At 74.6% G+C, this 19989-nt stretch carries 12 protein-coding genes; 3 read left to right on the forward strand and 9 right to left on the reverse strand.

The genetic code is table 11. The features are described 5' to 3' along the window. The first annotated feature begins 26 nt into the window (after positions 1-26). Genes DEJ47_RS30015 through DEJ47_RS30025 form a run of 3 tightly spaced genes read left to right on the forward strand, consistent with a single transcriptional unit; the run spans position 27 to position 2967 of the window. On the forward strand, positions 27-686 hold the full coding sequence (locus DEJ47_RS30015) for a vWA domain-containing protein (protein WP_150175946.1): 660 nt from the start codon (positions 27-29) through the stop codon (positions 684-686). Continuing rightward, on the forward strand, positions 683-1582 hold the full coding sequence (locus DEJ47_RS30020; protein WP_161235469.1) for a protein phosphatase 2C domain-containing protein: 900 nt from the start codon (positions 683-685) through the stop codon (positions 1580-1582). The genes DEJ47_RS30015 and DEJ47_RS30020 overlap by 4 nt, the downstream gene beginning before the upstream one ends. Before the next feature lie 38 nt (positions 1583-1620). Continuing rightward, a complete protein-coding gene (locus tag DEJ47_RS30025) occupies positions 1621-2967 on the forward strand; it encodes a serine/threonine protein kinase (protein ID WP_150175947.1) in 1347 nt (448 codons plus the stop codon). 37 nt (positions 2968-3004) lie between these two features. Here the strand turns inward: DEJ47_RS30025 and DEJ47_RS30030 are convergent, their stop codons facing one another. The 9 genes from DEJ47_RS30030 to DEJ47_RS30075 are packed head-to-tail and all read right to left on the reverse strand — an operon-like array spanning position 3005 to position 19985. Beyond that, positions 3005-5122, reverse strand: a complete 2118-nt coding sequence (locus tag DEJ47_RS30030) for a hypothetical protein (protein WP_150173485.1) — start codon at positions 5120-5122, stop codon at positions 3005-3007. Between the two features lie 3 nt (positions 5123-5125). Then, positions 5126-5620, reverse strand: a complete 495-nt coding sequence (locus tag DEJ47_RS30035) for a hypothetical protein (protein WP_223828549.1) — start codon at positions 5618-5620, stop codon at positions 5126-5128. Beyond that, the gene (locus DEJ47_RS30040; RefSeq protein ID WP_150173486.1) at positions 5617-7260 is read right to left on the reverse strand and encodes a hypothetical protein; all 1644 of its coding nucleotides are present in this window, start codon (positions 7258-7260) and stop codon (positions 5617-5619) included. Before DEJ47_RS30040 ends, DEJ47_RS30035 begins: the two co-directional genes overlap by 4 nt. 29 nt (positions 7261-7289) lie before the next feature. Then, the gene (locus DEJ47_RS36650) at positions 7290-9170 is read right to left on the reverse strand and encodes an Hsp70 family protein (RefSeq protein ID WP_161237669.1); all 1881 of its coding nucleotides are present in this window, start codon (positions 9168-9170) and stop codon (positions 7290-7292) included. After that, complete coding sequence (locus DEJ47_RS30055; protein ID WP_150173487.1) at positions 9167-11308, reverse strand: Hsp70 family protein; 2142 nt, start codon at positions 11306-11308, stop codon at positions 9167-9169. Before DEJ47_RS30055 ends, DEJ47_RS36650 begins: the two co-directional genes overlap by 4 nt. After that, positions 11305-11736 (reverse strand): nucleotide exchange factor GrpE, encoded by a 432-nt coding sequence (locus DEJ47_RS30060; protein WP_150173488.1) that lies wholly within the window; start codon positions 11734-11736, stop codon positions 11305-11307. Before DEJ47_RS30060 ends, DEJ47_RS30055 begins: the two co-directional genes overlap by 4 nt. After that, positions 11729-12085: a hypothetical protein gene (locus DEJ47_RS30065; RefSeq protein ID WP_150173489.1), complete on the reverse strand. Its 357-nt coding sequence runs from the start codon at positions 12083-12085 to the stop codon at positions 11729-11731. The genes DEJ47_RS30060 and DEJ47_RS30065 overlap by 8 nt, the downstream gene beginning before the upstream one ends. Continuing rightward, on the reverse strand, positions 12082-17886 hold the full coding sequence (locus DEJ47_RS30070) for a CHAT domain-containing protein (RefSeq protein WP_150173490.1): 5805 nt from the start codon (positions 17884-17886) through the stop codon (positions 12082-12084). The genes DEJ47_RS30065 and DEJ47_RS30070 overlap by 4 nt, the downstream gene beginning before the upstream one ends. Then, positions 17883-19985: a tetratricopeptide repeat protein gene (locus DEJ47_RS30075; protein WP_150173491.1), complete on the reverse strand. Its 2103-nt coding sequence runs from the start codon at positions 19983-19985 to the stop codon at positions 17883-17885. Before DEJ47_RS30075 ends, DEJ47_RS30070 begins: the two co-directional genes overlap by 4 nt. Positions 19986-19989 lie beyond the last annotated feature (4 nt).

A 19989-nucleotide genomic window follows, 5' to 3' on the forward strand; every position in this document is an offset into this window, starting at 1 on the left:
TCGTCGACAACTTCCCCGGCGGCAGTATGGCGAGCCGCCCCGTGCACTTCATCTGGATGCTCGACTGCTCGGGCTCCATGGGCGTCAACGGCAAGATCGGCGAGCTCAACTTCGCCATCCGTGAGGCCATCCCCGAGATGCAGCAGGCCGCCCAGTCCAACCCCGCCGCGTCCCTGCTGGTGCGCGCCATCACCTTCGCCAGCGGCGCGAGCTGGCACGTCGGCGAGCCCACCCCCGTCGACCGGTTCACCTGGGAGGACGTACACATCTACGGCGGCACGGACATGGGCGCCGCGTTCAAGCTGGCCGCCGGCGCGCTGCAGACCCCGCCGATGCCGCAGCGCGCCCTGCCCCCCGTCCTCGCCCTCGCCTCCGACGGGCAGCCCACCGACGACTGGCGGGCCGGACTGCGCGCCATCGACGGCACCCCGTGGGGCAAGCGTGCCGTGCGTGTCGCGGTGGCCATCGGCGACGACGCGGACAAGAGCATGCTCAAGGAGTTCCTCGGCAACCCCGAACTGGAGCCCCTGCAGGCGAAGAACCCGCGCCAGCTCGCCGCCGCCATCCGCTGGATGTCCACCGCCGTCGTCAAGGACGCCTCCACGCCGAAGGTCGACGACGGCGCGAAGCCCGCGACGCCGCTCGACGTGCCGTCGATGACCAAGGGCGAAGACGACATCTGGTGACCGGGCCGCAGACGACGACCGGGCTCGACCGCCCCGCCGCGCCCGCCGGTCCGTGGGCGCTGCTCAGCGGCGCCGTCAAGGGAGTGGCCAAGAAGTACAGCCAGGACCGCAGCGCCGCCCTGCCCGTCGCCGGGGGCCGCGCGGTCGTCCTCGCGGTCGCCGACGGGCACGGCAGCGCCGCGCACTTCCGCAGCGACCTGGGGGCGTACTGGGCGGTGGAGGAGTTCACCGCGTGCGCGGCGGCGTTCGCACGTGAGGCCGCGCGGGTCGGCGACGACGCGGCGGGGTGGCCCGCCCTGCGCGAGGAGGCACGCCGCCTGCCGCAGCGGGTGGCCCACCTGTGGCACGAGCGCGCCCTGTACCACGACGCCAACTCGCCCGCGCACGGCGCACTTTCGCGGCCCGCCACCGACCGCACGGGACACGGCGACCGCCCGGACGTACCGGACCTCGCCGCCTACGGAAGCACCCTCATCGGCGCCGTCCTGACCGAACACGTGCTGTTCTGCTGGCAGTTGGGGGACGGCGACGTCGTGCTCGTCGACGACGGCGGCACCCCGCACACCCCGCTCTCCACCGGGCCCGACATGGGCGACGAGACCGACTCCCTCTGCGAGCCCGAGCCCTGGCGCAAGATGCGATCGCACTGGCAGCCGTTCACCGGCGGCGCGCCGCCGTGCGTCCTGCTGTCCACCGACGGGCTCTCCAAGAGCTTCGCCGACCACCAGGGGTTCCTGGACTTCGCCACCGGCCTCGGCGAGCGTGCCGCGGAACAGGGCGTCGCGGCAGTCCAGGCGCAGTTGCCGGACTGGCTGGCACGGGCCGCCAAGTACTCCGGGGACGACACGACGCTCGTGGGCGCCATAGCGGTACCCGTACAGACGCAGCAGCAGTAGCAACAGACGCAGACGCAAGGTCAGAGAGGAACAGAATGGTGAACGGCATGCTCGCCGCCGGAAAGACCCTGGTGGCCGAGTCGGGGGAGAAGCTCAAGGTCGCCGAGCTCTTCGGCTCCGGCGGCCAGGGCGAGGTCTACCGCGTCCAGACGCCCACCGGCGACCGCGCGGTCAAGTGGTACTACCCCCAACTCGCCGACGCCCGGCAGCGCGAGATCCTCGAAGGGCTCATCGCCAAAGGCTGGGACGACCCCCGCTTCCTGTGGCCCCGCTCCATCGTGATGGACCCCGAGGGCAAGCAGCCCGGCTTCGGCTACCTCATGGACGTACGCCCCGCACGCTTTTGCGATCTGCCCGCCCTGTTCCGCCGCGACCCGTCCGTGGCGTCCGCGACGATGCGGACCCTCGTGACCGTGGCCCTGCACACCGTCGAGGCCTACCGCGCCCTGCACTCCCGCGGCATCGCCTACCGCGACATCAACTGGGGCAACATCTTCTTCGACCCGCGCACCGGCGACGTCCTGATCTGCGACAACGACAACGCCGTCGTCGAGGGCGCCGAGGCCGCCGTCGCGGGCACCATGGACTTCATGGCGCCCGAGCTGGTCCGCGGCGACAAGGACAAAAAGCCCGGCACCCAGACCGACCTGCACTCCCTTGCCGTGCTGCTCTTCCTGCTCCTGATGAACGACCACCCGTTCAACGGCGCCCTCGCCCTGAACATCCGCTGCATGGACGAGGCCGCCAAACGCAGGCTGTACGGCACCGACCCGGTCTTCGTCTACGATCCGTCCGACACCCGCAACCGCCCGGTGCCCGGTGAGCAGCCGACCGTCGTCGCGACGTGGGGCGCGCTGCCGCAGATCCTCCGCGACCTGTTCGTCCACACGTTCACCACGGGTCTGCGCGACTCCACGCAGCGGGTGCGCGAGACGGTGTGGCGTGACGCGCTCAGCCAGGTCCTCGACGCCATCACGCAGTGCGGCGCGTGCGGCAAGCAGAACCTCACACAGCCCGACGGCGCGCCTCCCACCTGCTGGAAGTGCCGCACCGTCCTCACGCTGCCGCCCCGCCTCGAACTCGTCACCGGCACGGGGACACTGCGCACCAGGCGCGGCATCCGGCTCGCCCCGAACGCCCGCGTCTACGCCCACCACCTGCGGGACGACCCCGAACGCCACGACTTCTCCGCCGTGGTCGGCGAGGTGACCGAACACCCGCAACAGCGCGGCAGGTTCGGCCTCACCAACCGCACCAAGGCGGTGTGGACGGCCCGCAAGGACGACGGGACGGTACGGGACGTGGACCCGGGCAAGACGATCGCGCTCCGGTCGGGGCTGTTGATCGAGTTCGGCGGCGGGACGGAAGCGGTGGTCAAGGAGTAACAGGGCGGCGCCCCGCTTCCGCCCCCCGGAGTCCGTTTCAAGCCCACCATCTGCGCCAGCGCCGCCACCACGTGCCCCAGAGGGACGGCGGGGGCGGCGCCGGAGGAGGCGGGGGCAGGGGCGCGGCGGACAGGGTCGCGCGGGCCGGGCCCGGGTCGATCGACACGGCGTCGGGGCGGGGGAGGGGCGTCACGGTGATGACGCACTCGTCGGCCGACACGGCGAGGTCGACGGGGAGGCCCGCCCGGTGCGCGCTGCGGGCGACGCGCCGTTCGCCGCCGCGCCGCCCGTCGGTCCACGCCACGCACACCAGGACCGCGGGCTCGGGCCAGTCGAAGCGCAGCTCGGCACGGTCCGTACCGACTCTGCGTACGCGCAATCCCCTGATGGCTGCCGGGTGTTCGATGACGAGGCTCGGCCCGGACACGGCCCGCCCGCCGAGCACGCTCACCGCGGTGACGCGCATCCGCTGCTCGGGTTCCGGCGTCAGCTCGGCGTGGGACTCGGCGCCGACCGCGGTCGCGGGGATCCGGTCCACGCCGCCCACGACGTCGGACACGTCCGTGCCCGGCGCGACCGGCGCCGTCGTCCACGGCAGGAGCAGCCCGTCGCCGCGCTCGGGCGGCCGCCACGCGATCGTCACCCGCTCGCCGTCCGTGTGCCGACGCACGCTGAGCTCCTCCACGGGTGACGGCCACTGCTCGGCGCGGGCGGTGACGGTGACGCCGCGCGACCAGACGAGGTCGCCGTCCGGATCGCGGTAGCCGCAGCGCACTTCGTACGTGTACGTCCCCGGGGCGAGCGGTGCGTCGAGGACCCGGTCGTGCTCGCAGGGGATCCGGACCAGCGACGACTCGCCCCAGCCGCCGGTGTCCGCCCCCGTGCCGGACCGCGTCACCCGCACCTCGGCCGCCGTCGGATCGGGCCGCCACCGCAGGCGCAGTCCGCCCGGCACGACGGTGCAGCGCAGCTCCGTCGCCACGGGCGTGAGCAGCACCGGAGCGGTCACGCGCGGCACGCCCGCGATGCGGTCCCGGTTCCTGCCCGGACCCTGGTGCAGCGGAACCACGGCGTACCGCACGGGCCGGCCGACGGGAGCATCCGGGTCGACGGACGCGGGGCGGGGTTCGCCCGCCGAGGTCTCCACGGCCAGTTCGGGGGCGCCGTCGGGGAAGCGCAGGACGCGGTACGCGACCCCGGCTGGACGCGCGGGCGCACACCAGGACAGGCGTACGGCACGGTCGTCGGGGACGGCCGTGACCGCGGCGTCCGTCGGCGTGCGGGGGTCGTCGGCGAGGAGCGCGGCGACGCGCAGCAGGCCGGTCTGGGCCGCCGGGTCGTCCCGGGCGAGACGGAGCGCGCCCAGCCAGGCGCCGGCCGCGGTGCGCAACGCGCCGGTGGCCTCCGCGGCGGCGCCGTCGGCGGTCAGGCGGCGCACCTCGGCGGACCGGGCGCGGATGCCGTCGACGAGCGCGGTGAGGCGGTGGTCGTCGGGGCCGTCGGCGTACTCGGAAGCGCGCGGGAGCCGGGCCGCGAGGCGCTCCGCCTCGCGCAGCCGTACACCCGGCCAGACGTCGTTGAGGGTCTCGGCCGCGTGCCGGGCGGGTCCGGTCGCGGGGAATCCGGCCGCGACGGCGGAGGCGAGCAGCCCCGCCTCGCTCCGGTGCACGCCCAGGGCGACGGCGTCCGACTCGCCGGGGCGCTCGCCGCCGTCCCGCAGCAGGCAGCACACCTCCCACAGGACGAGCCGCCGCAGCCCCTGCGCGTCGTCCCGCACCAGGGTCTCCAGGGTGTCCACCACGGCGGCCGCGGAGTCGGCGCGCGGATCCGACGAGGACAGCCACCGGCCGCGCGCCCGCCGTACGTACGGCAGGTCGACGCGGTGCCAGATGCCGCCGCGCCCCGGGAACCAGAGCCCGTCGAGGACACGGAAACCGTCGTCCGTGGTGGCCTTGGGCAGCGTGCGGAAGACGGCGTCGTGGGCGGGGGCGGGCTCGGGCGCGCGGAGGGCGTCGGCGGCGTGCCGGAACCTCAACTCGCGAATGGCTTGGTGGAGTTGCAGGTATCCCCGTAGGCCGGGGCAGCGGGGCAGGGCGGGGAGCGGGGGCCGGGCGCCGCTCGCCTTCGGGTGCTCGCCGGGGCGCAGGACGGCCATGGCTCAGCCGCCCGGCGCCGTGTAGAAGTAGACGCGGACCACGGCGGTCTCCGCGCGCTTGCCGAGGGCGTGGTAGTCGTCCGTCGCCGTCTTCTCGGTGAACATCTCCGGACGGGCCTTGCCGAGGAGTTCGTTGACGCGGTGCGCGTACACCGTGCCGTTCGAACTCCCGCCGAAGGTGAGGACGAGAGCGGCCTCGCGGCCCGACCACTTGCGGGTGTCCTTCGCGATCTGCTTCACGAGGTCGCCCTTCTTCCGCCCGGCGACCTCGAACTCCCGGGGGTGCCGGTCCACGGCGCGCGGCGCCGTGGGAGTGGGGGACTCGGTGGTCTCGGTCTTCGACGGCTCGGGCTCGGGCCGCTCGTTCGCCTTGGGGTCGGGGCGGTCGGCCATGGACACGAGTGCGAGGACGAGGAGCAGGTCGGCGAAGAGCCACCCCGCGAGCACGACGACCCCGGGCCGGCCACCGCGCCGCCGCCCGTCCCGCCCTCGCCTCACGCGCCCCCTCCGCTCCGCGGCCGCGGCGGCGGCAACCGCGTGGTCGGCGCGTCGAGGGGGGCGTCGTGGGGTGCGTCGGCGGGCGGATCGAGGGGCGCGCTCCCGGCGGGAGCGGAGGCGGCTTCGGGTGGTGTGGCGGCTCGGGTGTGGGGGGAGGACGGTTCACCGGGCGCCCGACTTTCGGCCACGGAGCGGCTGCCGGTGCCGTGCGCGGTACGCGGAGAGCCGCTGCTCGTGTCGTGCCTGGTGGTTGCGGAGCTGCTGTTGGTGTCGTACGTGGTGTGCGGGGTGCTGCTGCCTGTGTCGTAGGTGGTGTGCGGGGTGCTGCTGCCTGTGTCGTAGGTGGTGTGCGGGGAGCCGCTGCCTGCGTCATACCCGGTGTGCGGAGTTCCGCTGCCCGTGTCGTGCCCGGTGGTCGCGGAGCCGCCGTTGTTGTGCGCTCCGTTCACGGAACCCCGACCCCCGCCATAGCCCCCGCTCACCGGGGCCGGGGCCGGCACCGGCAACGCCCCCGTCAGCGTGGCCAGCCGCGCGTCCAGGCGGGCCGCCGCGTCCTGCCAGTGGGCCGCCGCCGCGTCCCAGCGTTCCGTGGCCTCTCGCATGCCGTCCACCGCGTCGCCCGTGCGGCCGGCGCTCGTCACCAGGGCCTGCGACGCCAGTTCCGTCGCCTTCGCCACCGACTCGGACTTCGTCACGAGCGACTGCTGGGCCGCGACGAGTGCCTTCAGGGACGCCTCGACCGTGTCGCCCACCGTCTTGACGTGGTCGACGATGCCGCGCGCCGCCTGCGCGTTGGCGCGGCCCGCCTTGGCGGTCTCCGCCGTGCCGTCGCGCAGCGTCGTGTTGATGCGGTCCGCCGCGTCGCCGAGCTTCGGCACCTCCTTCGTGAGGGACAGGGCCGCCTGCTTGAGCGCGTCCGTGGCCTGGCTCACGGACGCCGTCGCGCCGGTCAGCGCGTTGTGGCTGCGCTCCGCCTTGGTCGTCACCTGCTGCATCTTCAGCGCGGCCTTCGTGAGCTCCGCCGTGAACTGCTGCGGCGACGCGCTGCGGTGCGACGCGAGCAGCATCTGCGTGCGCGTCAGGACGGCTGCCAGCTCCGCGAGGAGCCGGTCCTGCTCCGCCTCCCGCGCGTCCTCGGCCCGCTCCGTACGCACCCGCACGCGCGCGTGCCACACGGAGAGCCCCACGAGCAGGGCGATCAGGAGGACCGCCATCAGGGCCACGTTCTCGAAGCGCCCGAGCGAGGACAGGTGCCCGCCGAAGCCCGACTGCCAGAGCTGCAGGAAGGGCCGCGTGGCTTGTTCGGGGTTCTCGTCGGCGAGCTCCCCGTACGCCCGGACCGCCTCCCGCAACCCGAACCAGGTGATCAGCAGGGGGATGAAGACGAGGACCCCCAGAGCGGCTTCCAGCAGGCGGTCGTGCCGGCCCGGCGTCCGGTCGAGCGGCGTACGGACGCTCTCGGGGCGTACGTAGGTCTGGACGAGGTCGATCTCCGCCCACCGGTCGAGCTGGTTCGACCCGCCCAGGTCCTGGTGCAGCACGGAGAGTTCGGCCGAGCGCGGCGCCAGCGCGGGCAGGGCCGCCAGCCGCCGCAACTCCTTGACGATCAAGGCTTTGTCGAGCAGTTGTGCGGGCGTCAAACGGTTCCCTCCCTGACTCGCGGGATGCTTCACGGGGGTGGTTCGAGTGACCTCTGTCCGAGGACGTCCCCCCTGCCGCGCCGGTTCCTTCCGCCACGGTTCAATCGCCGCAACAGCGCATCCGCCTCGGCGTGTTCAGGGTCCCACGTGAGGCACTTCCCCAGGGCCTCAATCGCCTCATCCCGCTCTCCTCGCCGGTCCAGCTCGACGGCGTGCCGGAACGTGCGCTCGGCGAGCAGCCCGCGCACCCGGACGTTCGTGGGATCGTGGTTGTACGCGCAGTTGAGCCACTGCTCCGCGTCGGCGAAGTGCTCGGGCGCCATGTCCGCCATCGCCGCCGCGCAGTGCACGTCGATCATCGCGTCGAGCATGTCGGCCCCCGCGGGCCGGTTCGCCGCGTCCTGCCAGGCGATGTGGGAGGCCTGCACGGCGTGGTCGTACCTGCCGAGCGACAGCAGGGCCCGCGCGCGGGCGATCTGCCGCCGTGACGTGTGGTCGAGCACGGGGGCGGGGGCCGGGCCCGTCCCGGAGGGAGGCGGGGACGACGACAGCCGCTGAGCCGGGGCCGTGGCGGGCGTCGGCGACGTGGGCAGGGACCGCGGCCGCGACCCGCGCCGCTCCAAGCCGTCCAGCAGCTCCTGCGCCTCCGCGATGACCCCGCGCAGCACCGCGGCCGCCTCCGCCTCCCGCCCCTCCCGTACGAGCCGCCGGGCCCCCTCCACGTCCCGCGCCCCGCCTCCCCGCTCCTCCGCGCCCACCAGCGTCGCCGTGAGCGGAGGCGCGTCGGACAGGGTGTCCTGGGCCGTGGCGGCCGGTTCCAGCGGGCCCTCCTCCAGGGCCGCGGGCCCCGAGGACGCCGCACCGCCCGCGAGCCGCACCGCGTGCTTCAGCGCGCCGAGCGCGAGGAGCTCGGGCGGCGCCTGCACGCTCTCCCCGCCGACGAGTGCGGAGACCCGCGAACGCACCTGCTCCATCCGGGTGTTGCCGCCGACGAGCAGCAGTGTGTCGACGTCCGCGGGCGTCATGCCCGACTGGTCGAGCAGTGCCCGTGCCCGGTCGAGCGTGCGCCCCACATGCCGTTCCAGATACGCGTCCAGGTCGGGCCGCGCGAACCGCACCCACAGCGCGGGCCCGGCACCCAGCTCCAGGTCGAGCACCGCCGCCTCGGGGCCGCCGGGCGCCCCGAGTGCCTCCCGCGCCTCCTGCCCCCGCGCGCGAAGTCCCTGCCACACCGCCGCGTCGACCCCGTGGACCGAGCCCGCGCCCCGGTGTCTGCGCAGCAGCCGGACCGCCGACGACAGCGTCTCCGCGTCGAACGCCCGCCCGCCCGACGTCGCCCCGCCCTCGTAGCCGAGTGACCTGAAGTGCCCGCGGACGCTGCGGACCAGGCCGATCTCGAACCCCTCGTACCCCATGCCGTAGACCAGGCACGTGCCGCTGTCCCGCTCCGTCATGTGGCCGATGACGGCGGCCATGGAGTCGCTGACGAGCCGCGTCGGGTCGAGGCCCGCCTCGCGCGCCGCGTCCCGCAGCGCCGCCCGCTGCGCCGACCCGAAGCGCGCCGGCACGCTGATCACCGTCTGCGCCACCCTGCCCCGCGTCGCCGCCTCCACGCGTTCCCGCACCGACCGCAGCAGGCGTACGACGACCCGGTCGGCGTCGACCGGCTTGCCGCCCAGATGGACCGGGCGTCCGCTGCCCACCCGGCTCTTGAGGCTCGGGAACGTCACCGGGAGTTCGCCGGTCTCTGCCTGCTCGCACAGCAGCCACGGCCCGTCGCCCCACTCCGCGTCCAGACGCCGCCCCGGCCCGTCCGGCGGCGCGTAGAGCGCACGGATGCCCGTGGCGCCGAAGTCGATGCCGAGACTGACGGGGACCGGTGCCCCCCGCGCGGGCCGTGCCTGTGTCATCCGCCCGCCGTCTCTTCCGCGAAGCGGAGGATGCCTTCGTAGTCGGGCCGGTCGGGGAGTGTGGGCACCGCCCGCTCGGACTGGGCGACCGCCACCAGGTTCACGAGGTTGCGCGCCTGCTGGGCGGTGCCGACGCTGTTGCCCTGCCGGTGCGCCTGCTTCACGTACTCGACCGCCTCGTTGATCCGCCGGACCGTCTCCGGCGGCGCGCCCTCCGAGGCAAGCTCGGCCTGCCGGAACTGGCTCGCGAGGCCGCACTGGCGGTACATGTCGTCGAGCAGCAGTTCGGTGAGCCGCTTGTACTCGCCGCTGTCGCCCATCGCGGCCGCCCGCTGCGCCTGCTCGATGTCGCGGCGTACCTTCATCGCCTGCACGGGCTCGATGTAGGGCCCGTACCGCTTCAGGAAGTGGTCGGCCTCCCGCTCGGCGTAGCCCAGCTGTTCGCGCAGCGAGGCGCTGTCGAGGACCTCGACGGGCTCGGGCGGCGGCGTGCGCGGCTTCTCCCGGTTGGGGGTCGCCTCCAGGACCATGTCCGTGCCGCGCACGGAGATCTTCACCGTGATGATGCGGTCCGCCGAGTAGTTGAAGCTGACGTCGACCTGACGGTTGATCTCGATCTCCTGCGGCAGCTCGAACTCGACGACGCCCTGCTCGTGGTTCTCGCTCGCCACCTTGCTGTCGCCCTCGTAGACCGGCACGCGGATGCGGCGGCTGTCGGTGGCGTGGAAGGTGCGCTGGCGCGGCTCGGAGAGCGGGTAGGGCGAGCCCGCCTCGATGATCTCGACGAACACGTCCCGCTGGCTGCCCTTGATCGCCGCGATGCCCATCGCCATCGGCGTCGACTCGTACAGCCCCGTGTCCCCCTTGGAGCGCCCGTCTGCGAGGCTGCGACCGCACTCCGTGCAGGCGTCCGCCCCGTACTCGTTGACCTTCGCGCACTCCGCGTCCGAGCACTCCACACCGCGCAGCGTCTCGGCGAGCACCCCCGCGCCGAACGCCACGCACTCCATCGGGTTGATGTTCCTGCGGACCTTGCCGGCGCCGAAGAACGCCTCGACGGCCTCGTACACCGGCCGGGTGAGGGTGCCGCCGCCGACGAGGAGCACGTCGGAGATGTCTTCGGTGGAGAGTTCGTAGCGGGCCAGGGACTCCTGGACGAGGTTCATGGTCCTGGCCACCAGCGGCGCGATCATCCCCTGGAACTCGCCGCGCGTCAGCTTCATCTCGACGTCGAGGACGCCGTTCTCGCTGCGGTACGCGGCCGGGATGACGATGTACGTCTCCGGCAGGTCGTTCAGCTCGCGCTTGGCGCGCTCGGCGGCCTTCTTCGCCTGGAACAGGAACGCCTTGTCGCCGGCCGGGTCCACGTGGTGCTGCTCGCGCATCCACGCGATGATCCGCTCCACGATCGCCAGGTCGAAGTCGTCCCCGCCCAGCCAGATGTCGCCGGCCGACCGCAGGACCTGGAACTGGCTCCTGCCCTCCTGGTCCTTCACCGCGTTGAGGATCGAGATGTCGAAGGTGCCGCCGCCCAGGTCGTAGACGAGGACCCGGCTGCGGGCGCCGCCCGGCTTGTGCAGGCCGAACGCGACGGCCGCCGCCGTCGGCTCGTCGACGATCTTCTTGACCACGAGCCCCGCCTGCTCGGCGGCCTCACGCGTGGCGGCCCGCTGCGCGTCACGGAAGTACGCGGGCACGGTGATCACGGCGTGCGTGACGGGCTCGCCGAGGACGCGCGAGGCGTCTCTGACGAGCTTGTCCAGGATGACGCTCGAGATCTCCGCCGGGGTGCGGGCCCGCCCACCGAGCAGCACGTGCGCGCGCGGGTCCTCGTCGGGCCCCGCCACGATCTCGTAGCTCATCCGGTCGCGCGCCTGCGCCACCGACGCGTCCGCGAAGTCCCGCCCCATCAGGCGCTTCACGGACACGATGGTCTCCTTGGGCTGCCTGATCGCCCAGTTCAGCGCGTCCTCACCGACAAGCGGCTGGTCCTTGCCGTCGCGGCGCACGACCCCGACGACGGACGGCGTGAGCCGCTCGCCCTTGCTGTTGGTGAGCACGGCGATGTCCGCGCGGTGCGGATCGTGGGCGGCCACCGCGCTGTTCGTGGTGCCGAGGTCGATGCCGATGGCCTTCATTCGCGTACCGTCCCTTGTTCCGTGCCGCCGTCGACGGCGACGACCACCCGGGCGGCGCGCAGCACTTGCCCCCGGTATCGATACCCGCGCTGCAGGATCTCAAGGACCTCGTCGCCGTCCGCGCCGGGCGGTGCGGCGCGGACGGCCTCGACGTGGTGCGTGGCCGGTTCGGCCCGCTCGCCGACGTGCCCGACCCGTTCGAGCCCCTCCTCGGCGAGGTCCCGCTCCAGCTGCCCGGCGATCAGCGCCAGGCTCCCTCGGTACGTGTCCACGTCGCTCGCCGCGCCGTCGGCGAGGAGCCGGTCGAAGGAGTCGAGGGCGTCGGCGCAGCGCAGCAGCAGCCGCTCCGTGAGCGCGCGGTGGGCGGCGTCCCGGGCGGCAAGGGCGCGGGCGTGCTCGTAGGCGAGCCGGGCCGCCGGGTCAGACATCGAACCGGATCAGGTCGAGGAGGTCGGCCGCCCGGACCGAGGTGTCATGCTGCGGCGGGTCCGGTTCGGCGGCGAGCGCGCGGTCGATGGCGTCGACGGCCGGGGGGAGCTCGGCGGCGAGGTCGACGTCGTAGAGCATCAGGTCCACGAGGAGTCTGCGGCGTACGCTGCGCAGCTCGTCCCAGGCCTGCTGGGTGACCTGCGTCATCAGGTGCCGGGCGAGCAGCTCGAAGGAGACGTCCTGCATGTCCTTGTGGGACGTCCAGGGGGTCACACCGGCCGGGGCGAGCAGCTCGTAGGGGGAGAGGTGCGAGGGTCCTGTCCCGCTCGCGGAAGGGTCCTTGATCACGCGACGCTGCCTCCTGCTTCGTCGTCTTCGTCGGGCGTGAGTTCGGCGAGCCAGCGGTTCACCGCGTCGAGCAGGGCCTGTCTGATGCGGCTGTCGGTGGGCTCCGCGCGGGTGGCGCGGATCAGATGGTGCAGCGCCCACAGGATGTCACCGTCGCGCAGCGCGCGTTCCGCCCGGAGCGTCAACTCTGCGGCCCAGGAAGCGAGATCGGCCTCGTCGGGCGGCGGTTCACGGCCGTCGCTGCGGATCAGGTCGCCCATGCCCTCGACGCCGAGGTGCCGGGTGAGCAGCTTCTCCATCTCGTCGAGCGCCTCGGCGAGCGTCTCGCGGTACCGGTGCGTCAGCGCCTGGCCCAGGCCCACGTCGAGGAGGCCGAGCGCGTCGTGGAGCAGCTTCAGGCGCGCGGGCACCTCGTACGTCCGCTCGTCGAGCGTGAACACGAAGGCGCGCGCGAGGTTGTCGCGGGCGTGGCTGGACTCCGGGTTGAGGGCCAGGGCCCGGCGCAGGTCGGTCTCGGCGCCGTACATGTCGGAGCGCATGCCGTGCTTGGTGCGGGTGTAGCCCCGCCACACGCCGCGCATGGACAGCAACGCCGACAGTTTCGCGTTGAGCTGGCTCAGCAGCTCGCGGTCGAGCGGGTGCAGTGCGGCGATCACGGACTCGACGAGAGTGACGGCCTCGTCGAGGCAGCCGCCGAGCTGCACGCCCTCCTCGTCGGTGAGCGCCTCGACGCGGCCGAGGACGGTACGGATGACGGCCTTCTTGGAGCGGGCCTGCATCCCGGCGTTCCGGGACACCTTCACCAGCTCGCCCCAGTGGGACAGGGCTTCGTCGAGTCCGCCGTCGCCGCGCGTCAGAGCCGTCCTGGCGAGCGCGAGACGGACGTGCACGGCGAGCTCGACACCGTCCTGGAGAAGCCGGGCGTGGCGCCTCGGGAGGCGTACGTACGCGGGATTGCGCCGCAGGAAGTCCTGGCAGGGGCCGCACCCCCGCGTGTGCGCGGGCTGCTCGGCGGGTCCCGCGCAGTCGTCCGGCAGCGTGGTCAGGGTGGGGAAGACCGGCAGCGCGCGCAGCGCGGCCTCGAACTTCCGCACCTCGGACAGGGCGAAACCCCGCGCCAGCTCCGAGAACGCCCAGCGCAGTTCCCGTACGGCGTACTCGCCCGGGTCCTTGCCCTGCTGGGCGGCCGCGTCGAGCTCCGCGGCGAGCTCGGCGAGCGGCTCCTGCAGGCACAGCAGCCGCAGATACCGCGGCCCGCACGCGAGCGTGCCGCCCGAACCCGGCACGGACGGCAGCCCGCCCACGTCCTTCAGGACCCGCGCGCCGCCCAGCTCCGATTCGAGCAGAGCGGCCAACGCCTGGTAGGCAGCGGCCTGTTGGGGCCGGGCCTGCTCGGTGTGGCGCTGTTCGTACGCCGACAGCTGGCCGAAGAGGTGCTGGCTGAGCTCCCAGCGGAGCGACGCCATGTCGTCGTGCGTCAGGTCGCGTTCATAGGCGGTCGCGCGCTCGACCCGCCAGCCGTCCCAGTACTCGTCGTCGCTCAGCAGCGTCGCCCAATACGCGAGCGCCGACTCCCAGGCCTGCACGGCGTGTTCCCACGCCCCGCTCTGCTCCAGCTCCTGCGCCTGCCACAGCCTCGCCACGGCGAGCCCGTGCACCACCGCCATGTCGCCGGGCGCCTCCTTCAGGCGCCGCTCCCACTCCGCGGCGGCGGCTTCCCTGCCCCGCGCGAGGAGCAGCAGCAGCGGGGCGTCCTGCGGGGAACGCGCGCACAGGGCGTCCAGGAGCCCCGGGCCCTCGTCCGGCGAGAGCGCGGAGAGGGCGTCGCGCAGGGCGGCGGGGGAGTGCCAGCGGTAGAGCAGCGCGTCCAGTTGGAGGCGCCGCCCCGGCAGCCGCAGCCGCTCCAGGGCTACGCGCTCGTGCCAGGACATGGTGCCGCGTTCGAGGAGGGCGTACGAGGCGTTCTTGACGACGTCCATGGAGGCACCGGGGTCGACGCCCGCGTCGCGCAGGGCGAGGTAGGGGAACGCCTGGTCCCGGACGGCGAAGGGGTCGGCGACGAGCGGGGAGACGGTCAGCCCGTCCGCCCACGGGAGCAGTCCGATGAGCCGACGCAGCCTGCGGCACCGCACGTCGGCCCGGTCGAGCACGCCGCCCGCCTTCTCGTACGCGGCGACCGCGGCGCTCCACCTCCCCGCCGACTCCAGCAACCTCCCCTCCGCGTACGCGAGATGGGCGTCGGCGTCACGGTGACCCGTGCACTGACGGAACGCGTCGGCGGCGCGCTGCCACTCCTGGTGCGCGTCGGCGAGCCGGCCGCGGGCGTACGCGGCGACGGCGGGCGCGTCGCGGTGCGTGCCGAGCGCGTCGGCCTCGGCGACCACGCAGGCCCAGTCCCCCTCGGCCTCGGCGGCCCGCACGCGCGCGTACCGCCCACGCGCGTCGACGTCGAGCCCCGGCACGCCCTCCCGCTCCAGCTCGTCGTACGCCTCGACGACGCGCCGCCAGTCCTCGACCCCGTCGGCGGCGCTCTCGTCGAGCCGAGCCTGTACGTACCGCAGCCGAACGCCGACGTCGGCCCACGAGTCGCCCCCGACCTCGCCCTCGATCAACCGATAGACGTCGGCGGCATCCTGCCACTGCTCACGCTGCTCATGGGTACGGGCGAGGGCGTAGCGGTAAAGGGGAACCGCCTCGGGGTCGCTGACACCGATGGTGCCGGTTGCCGCGCCGGGCTGCGGGGCACCCCCCGGGAACGCCCGGCCGTAGACCGAGCAGGCCGCCGCCCAGTCGCCGGCCTCCTCCGCGCGCCGGCCCTCGGCCTTGCGGCGGAGCGCGGACACCGCGCCCTCGCGTGCCGCGTCCGGTACGCCGGTGAGGAGGCTGAGGACCGCCGCCCAGTCGCCGCGCTGGTCGGCGGCGAGGCGTGCGCGCGCGTAGAGGCGCCGCACGCCGACCTCCCCGTCCGCGTAACCGTCGGGCAGCCGGCCGAACCCGTCGATGACGCCGTCCCACTCGCCCCGCACGTCGGCGGCGCGCCCCCGCGCGTACAGCACCCGATCGGCCACGTCCCCGAACCCACCCGCCAGCCCCCCGAACAGCGCGAGCGCGTCGTCCCACAGCCCCCGCACCTCACAGAGCCGCGCCCGCGCGTACGCACGGAGATCACCGGCGTCCCCGGGCACGTCACCCATGACATCCCGAGAACCACCGGCATCGGCGGATACGCCGCCCACGGTGCCGCCTTGCCCGGGGGCCCCGGCCACCGGGCCCGCCACGTCGACGGGCGGCTGCTGCGCGGCCCCCGGGGGCGAGCCCGCACCATCCGTGCTCCCGCCCCCCACACACTCGCCGAACGCCTCCGCCGCCGACGCCCAGTCCTCCGCCGCCGTCGCCAAGCGGCCCTCGGCGTAGCGCCTGAGCAGGTGGGTCGCGCGGAAGTCGGCCGGGAGCGGCGCCAAGTGGGCCAGTACCGTCGGCCAGTCGGCGGCGTCCGTCGACGTCAGGGCCGCCTCGTACAGCCCGTGGCGCAGGTCGCCCAGCCACGGTTCGGTGTCCCAGCCCCGCGCGGCCGCCGCGGAGAGGGCCGTCAGCGCTTCGGCGGGGCGGCCCGCCTCCGCCGCGCCGCGGCCCCGCGCGAAGAGGAGACGTACCGCGCTGTCCAGGAAGCCGTCCGCGGCCTCGTACGCCTCCGTCGCCGCGCCCCACGCGCCCGCCGCGTCCGCGGCACGGCCCGCGCTGTACACCTGCCAGGCGCGGCAGTCCGGGCCCGCCTGCGCGAAGGCGTCCCGCGCCGTCGCCCACTCCCCGTCCTCCGCCGCCGCGCGCCCCCGCGCGTACGCCGCCCGCGCCGCCGCGTCGTCGAGGCCCGCACACCCCGCGTACGCCGCCCCGGCCGCGGCCCAGTCCTCGCGTGCCTCGGCGGCCCGGCCCGCCACGTACGAGGACCGGGCGAGCGCCGTGTCATGGCCGGGGCGCAGGGTCAGGACCGCGGCGTAGCCGTCGGCGGCCGCACTCCAGTCGCCCGCGGCCCGCGCCCGCTCCGCCGCCTCGCACACACGCGCCACATGCAGCTCGTCGCGCGCGACCGCGAGCCGTTCCGTGACGTCCCGCAGCCCGCCGGGGCGCAGGGTGAGCACCTCCTCGTAGCGGGCGATGGCCGTCGCCCAGTCCGCGGCCGCCTCCGCCGCGCGCGCCTCGTCGACGAGCGAGACGAGCCGCCGCAGCCCGGCGACCTCCGCCGTGAGCGCGCCGGGCAGCGGCCCCGGCAGCAGCTCGCGGACCACGTCGAGCTGCGCCTCGGCCCCCGCCGCGTCCCGCTCCCCGGCGAGCAGCGCGCACAGCCTCTCCAGCTCGGGCCAGGCCAGCTCGAACGCCGCCTCGGCCCGCAACCGGCGCCGCTCGTCGGCGTAACTCTGCGTCGGCGTACGGAGAATGCGCTGCACCTGCGTCCAGTTCCCCAGGTCGCGCTGGAAGCGTGCCGCGCCGATCAGCGCCGCGGAGCCCACGTGACCGACGAAGCTCTGGAAGGCCCGCAGCGCGTCCTCGCCCTCGCGCAGCGGATCCGCGACGGCCGTCCCGCCCGCCCCGAACTCGTCGTCCCGCACCTCGCGTGCCTTGAACAGCCAGCCCTGCCTGCACCCCTCGTGCAGGAACAGCGCGGGGGTCGCCCACTCCACGGCCGTGTGCTCCGGCTGGTGCGAGATCCGCAGCCGCGCCGCGGCCACCGCCTCGTCGATGGTCTTGTTCGCCGCGATGCCCTTGAGCAGCTCGGGACCGAACGCGCCCGCCGACACGTCACTGATCCGCCCCCGCATCGCCACCACGGCGGGCACACCCCCGCCGATGAGTGCCTGCGCGAGCCCGGAAAAGGGCTCCAGATGCGAACTGTCCGCCCCCGCACAGAGGTTGAGCGCCACGAGTCTGAGCCGCTGCGCCTTCAGGAGGATCGCGGCGAGCAGATCGGCCGGCACCCGGTCGATGCCGCCGCCCTCCGTCTCCAGGGCCACCACGCCCTTGCCGATGTCCCGGTCGTACGCTCCGTGCGCGATCACCAGGACGGCCGTGGGGAGTTCGGAGTGGACACCCAGCGCCTCCTCCAGGCTCGCGCGCGTCGCCCGCTCCACCACCGCCGTCTGCACCGCCACTTCGGGCAGATCGTTGCGGATCGCGGCGACCTCCGGCGCGGTCCGCAGCGGCTGGAGTCCGCGCGGCGAGGCGCACACGACCAGGAGCCGGATCACGCTCGGCTCGTCCGCCGGTTCGGGCAGCCGTTGCCCCAGGGGCCCGCCCGCGAGCGAACGCACCAACGAATAACCGTGGTTGAGCGCGAGCGACTGCTGCGGGCTGCCGGGCGGCGCGCACAGCGACTCCACAGGGAGGTCGCGCAGCTCGGGCGGCAGGTCGAAACGGAGCCGCAGCCCGCGCGCGGGACGCATCCCCTGCGCGCGGTCGAGCGCGGTGTCGACACACGCCCCGACGCGGCAGCCGACCGCGTCCTCCCCGGAGCCGTCCGCCTCCGCGCCCTCACCCTCCGTCGCCGCCGCGTCCCCGAACAGCAGCCGGAAGACGCCCCGCCCGAGCGCCCGCATTTGCGCCGCGGTGTGCTGCTCGCCCATCGGCGCGTACCCGAGCTCCGCCGCGATCAGCCGGTCCCACTGCTCCCGGAACGCCTCGGGCTCCCCGTCGACTGTCACCACCTCGGCCGCGCACGCGGGTCCGCCGGCCGCCACCAGGTAGCGGGAGCCGCCGACGCGGCGGACCCGGATGCGCAGTTCCTCGTAACCGAGCACGGGCGTCACTGCTCGCTCTCGTCGGGCTGCCACATGACGTGATCGAGGTCGGCGACCGCGGCCTCGCGCTGCTCCTCGAGGTCCGGGTCGTCCGGGAAGAGGACGAGGGCGGCGGTGAGCTGGTCGACGGCCTCGCGCAGCGTGTCCCGCGCGCCCGACAGGCTGCCGGATCTCCAGCGGGCCGCGGCAAGGCCGCGCAGCACGATGCCGAGGCTGACCTGCGCGCGCAGCAGGTGCGGGTTGAACGCCACGGAGCGGCGCAGGTCGGCGGCGGGCCGGTCGAGGAGCGCCTCCTCGTCGTTGGCTACGGAGATCCCGCGGTCGGCGAGCACACGCGCCAACTGGCCCTCCAGGCGACCGCGTTCGTTCGCGCCGATCACCGAACGCGTCGCGTCGAGCGTGGACACGGCGAGGCTCAGCCGCCCGTCGCGGTGCGCGTCGCGCGCCGCGCCGAGCGCCATGTCGACGATGGCGGTCTGCGTCTCGCGGTACCGGTCGATCTCCCTGCTGTGCACCAGGGCCCGGCGCCAGTACGCGGCGGCGGCGGCGAAGTCGGGCCGCGCGGACGTCATCTCGGCGCGGCCCATGCTGAGCCGCGCCTCCAGGGCGAGTCCGCGCGCGTCGAGGGAGAGGCGGAGGTGTTTGTCGGGAATTCCGGCGTACCCGGGGTTCAGCTCGTCGAAGCGTCCGCACGCCGGTTCGCAGACGGCCGCGGCCCCCGGCCCGCCGCGCGCCCGGCAGCCGGGGCAGCGCAGTTCGGAGAGGGCGGCGAGTGCGTCGGCCGCCTTGTCGTGCCCCAGGAGGAGCTGGGCGAAGCCGAGTTCGGAGAAGGCGTAGGTGAGGGAGGTGTGGGCGGCCGGGGCGGCCGGGTCCGTCGATCCGGTGTACGCGGAGGCCTGCGCGGCCCGTGCGTCGGCGAACGACCGCTCCCATGCCGCCGCGAACGCGCCGAACTCCGCCGACCTGCCGAGCTCGGCGATGCGCAGCGGCCCGCAGAACAGCGGCGGCCCGCCGCCTCCCGACGTCGGAAAGCCGCCGACGGCGGCGAGCAGCTTCGCCGCGTCGGCCTCACGCTGGAGCAGGGGCCCGAGCGCGACACGGGTGCCCGCGTCGTCGGGCAGGTGCCGTTCGAGCACCTCACGCAGCCCGGCACGGAGTACGGGTACGAGGGACGGCTCGACGGTGACGCCGTACCGCCGGGAGGCGGAGGCCAGGACGTGCGCCCAGAACGCGGCGTCGTGCAGCAGCGCGGCCCAGGCGGCGACGCACCGCTCCCAACGCGAACCTTCGGTGTGTGTGCAGGAGTTGAGGAGGGCCACCGCGAGCGAGTGAGTGACCCGATGGTCGGCGGGGTCGCCCCGGACGGCATCGTCCAGGAGCGCGACGGCGGCCTTGCGCCGCCCACCGCGCACCAGAGCCACGGCGTACAGCGAAGGGGACGTCCAAGGCCCCGGATCGATTCCCCGCGCGGCGTCGATCAGATCCGCGGCCCGCCGCCAGCCGTTGTCGCCCTCCGCCCCGAAACCCCCGTGGGGAGCGAGTGGGGTGAGCGCGGCGAGGGCCGCCCTGCGCAGCCGCAGCGCCACCTCGCGGGCGGAGCGGCCGGAGAGCGTGGCGTGCAGCCAGCGGGCCTCGTCGTCCAGGGGGCCGGCCGACGCCGCGGTCCGCAGGTCGTCGAGGGCGGCGTCCGCGTTTCCGGCGCGGGCGTGCACGTAGGCGCGCTGGACGAGGCTGCGGCCGTGCGGGACCGCGCAGGCGAGGGAGGCGGTGAGGTGGCGTTCCGCCGTCACGAGGTCGCCGCGGTGCGCGGCCGCGCAGCCCAGCCAGTGCAACGGACCCGCCGCCGAGGGCCGCAGCGCGTGCGCCCGCTCGAACTCGGTCTCGGCGCCCTCGATCTCCCCGCGGGCGAGCCGTACCCGTCCGGCGCCGGTCCGCGCCCGCGCGGCGAGACGCGTGCCGCCCTCCCGGTCCTCCGCCCCCGCGAGCTCCAGTGCCCGGGTGAAGCACTTCTCGGCGGCGGCCGTGTCGCCGCGCTCCAGCGCCGATTCACCCTCGGCGCACGCCTCTTCCGCCTGGGAAAGGTCCTCTTCCGTGGTCTGCGTCGTCACAGTC

Source organism: Streptomyces venezuelae (assembly GCF_008642355.1).
Classification (GTDB): Bacteria; Actinomycetota; Actinomycetes; order Streptomycetales; family Streptomycetaceae; genus Streptomyces; species Streptomyces venezuelae_B.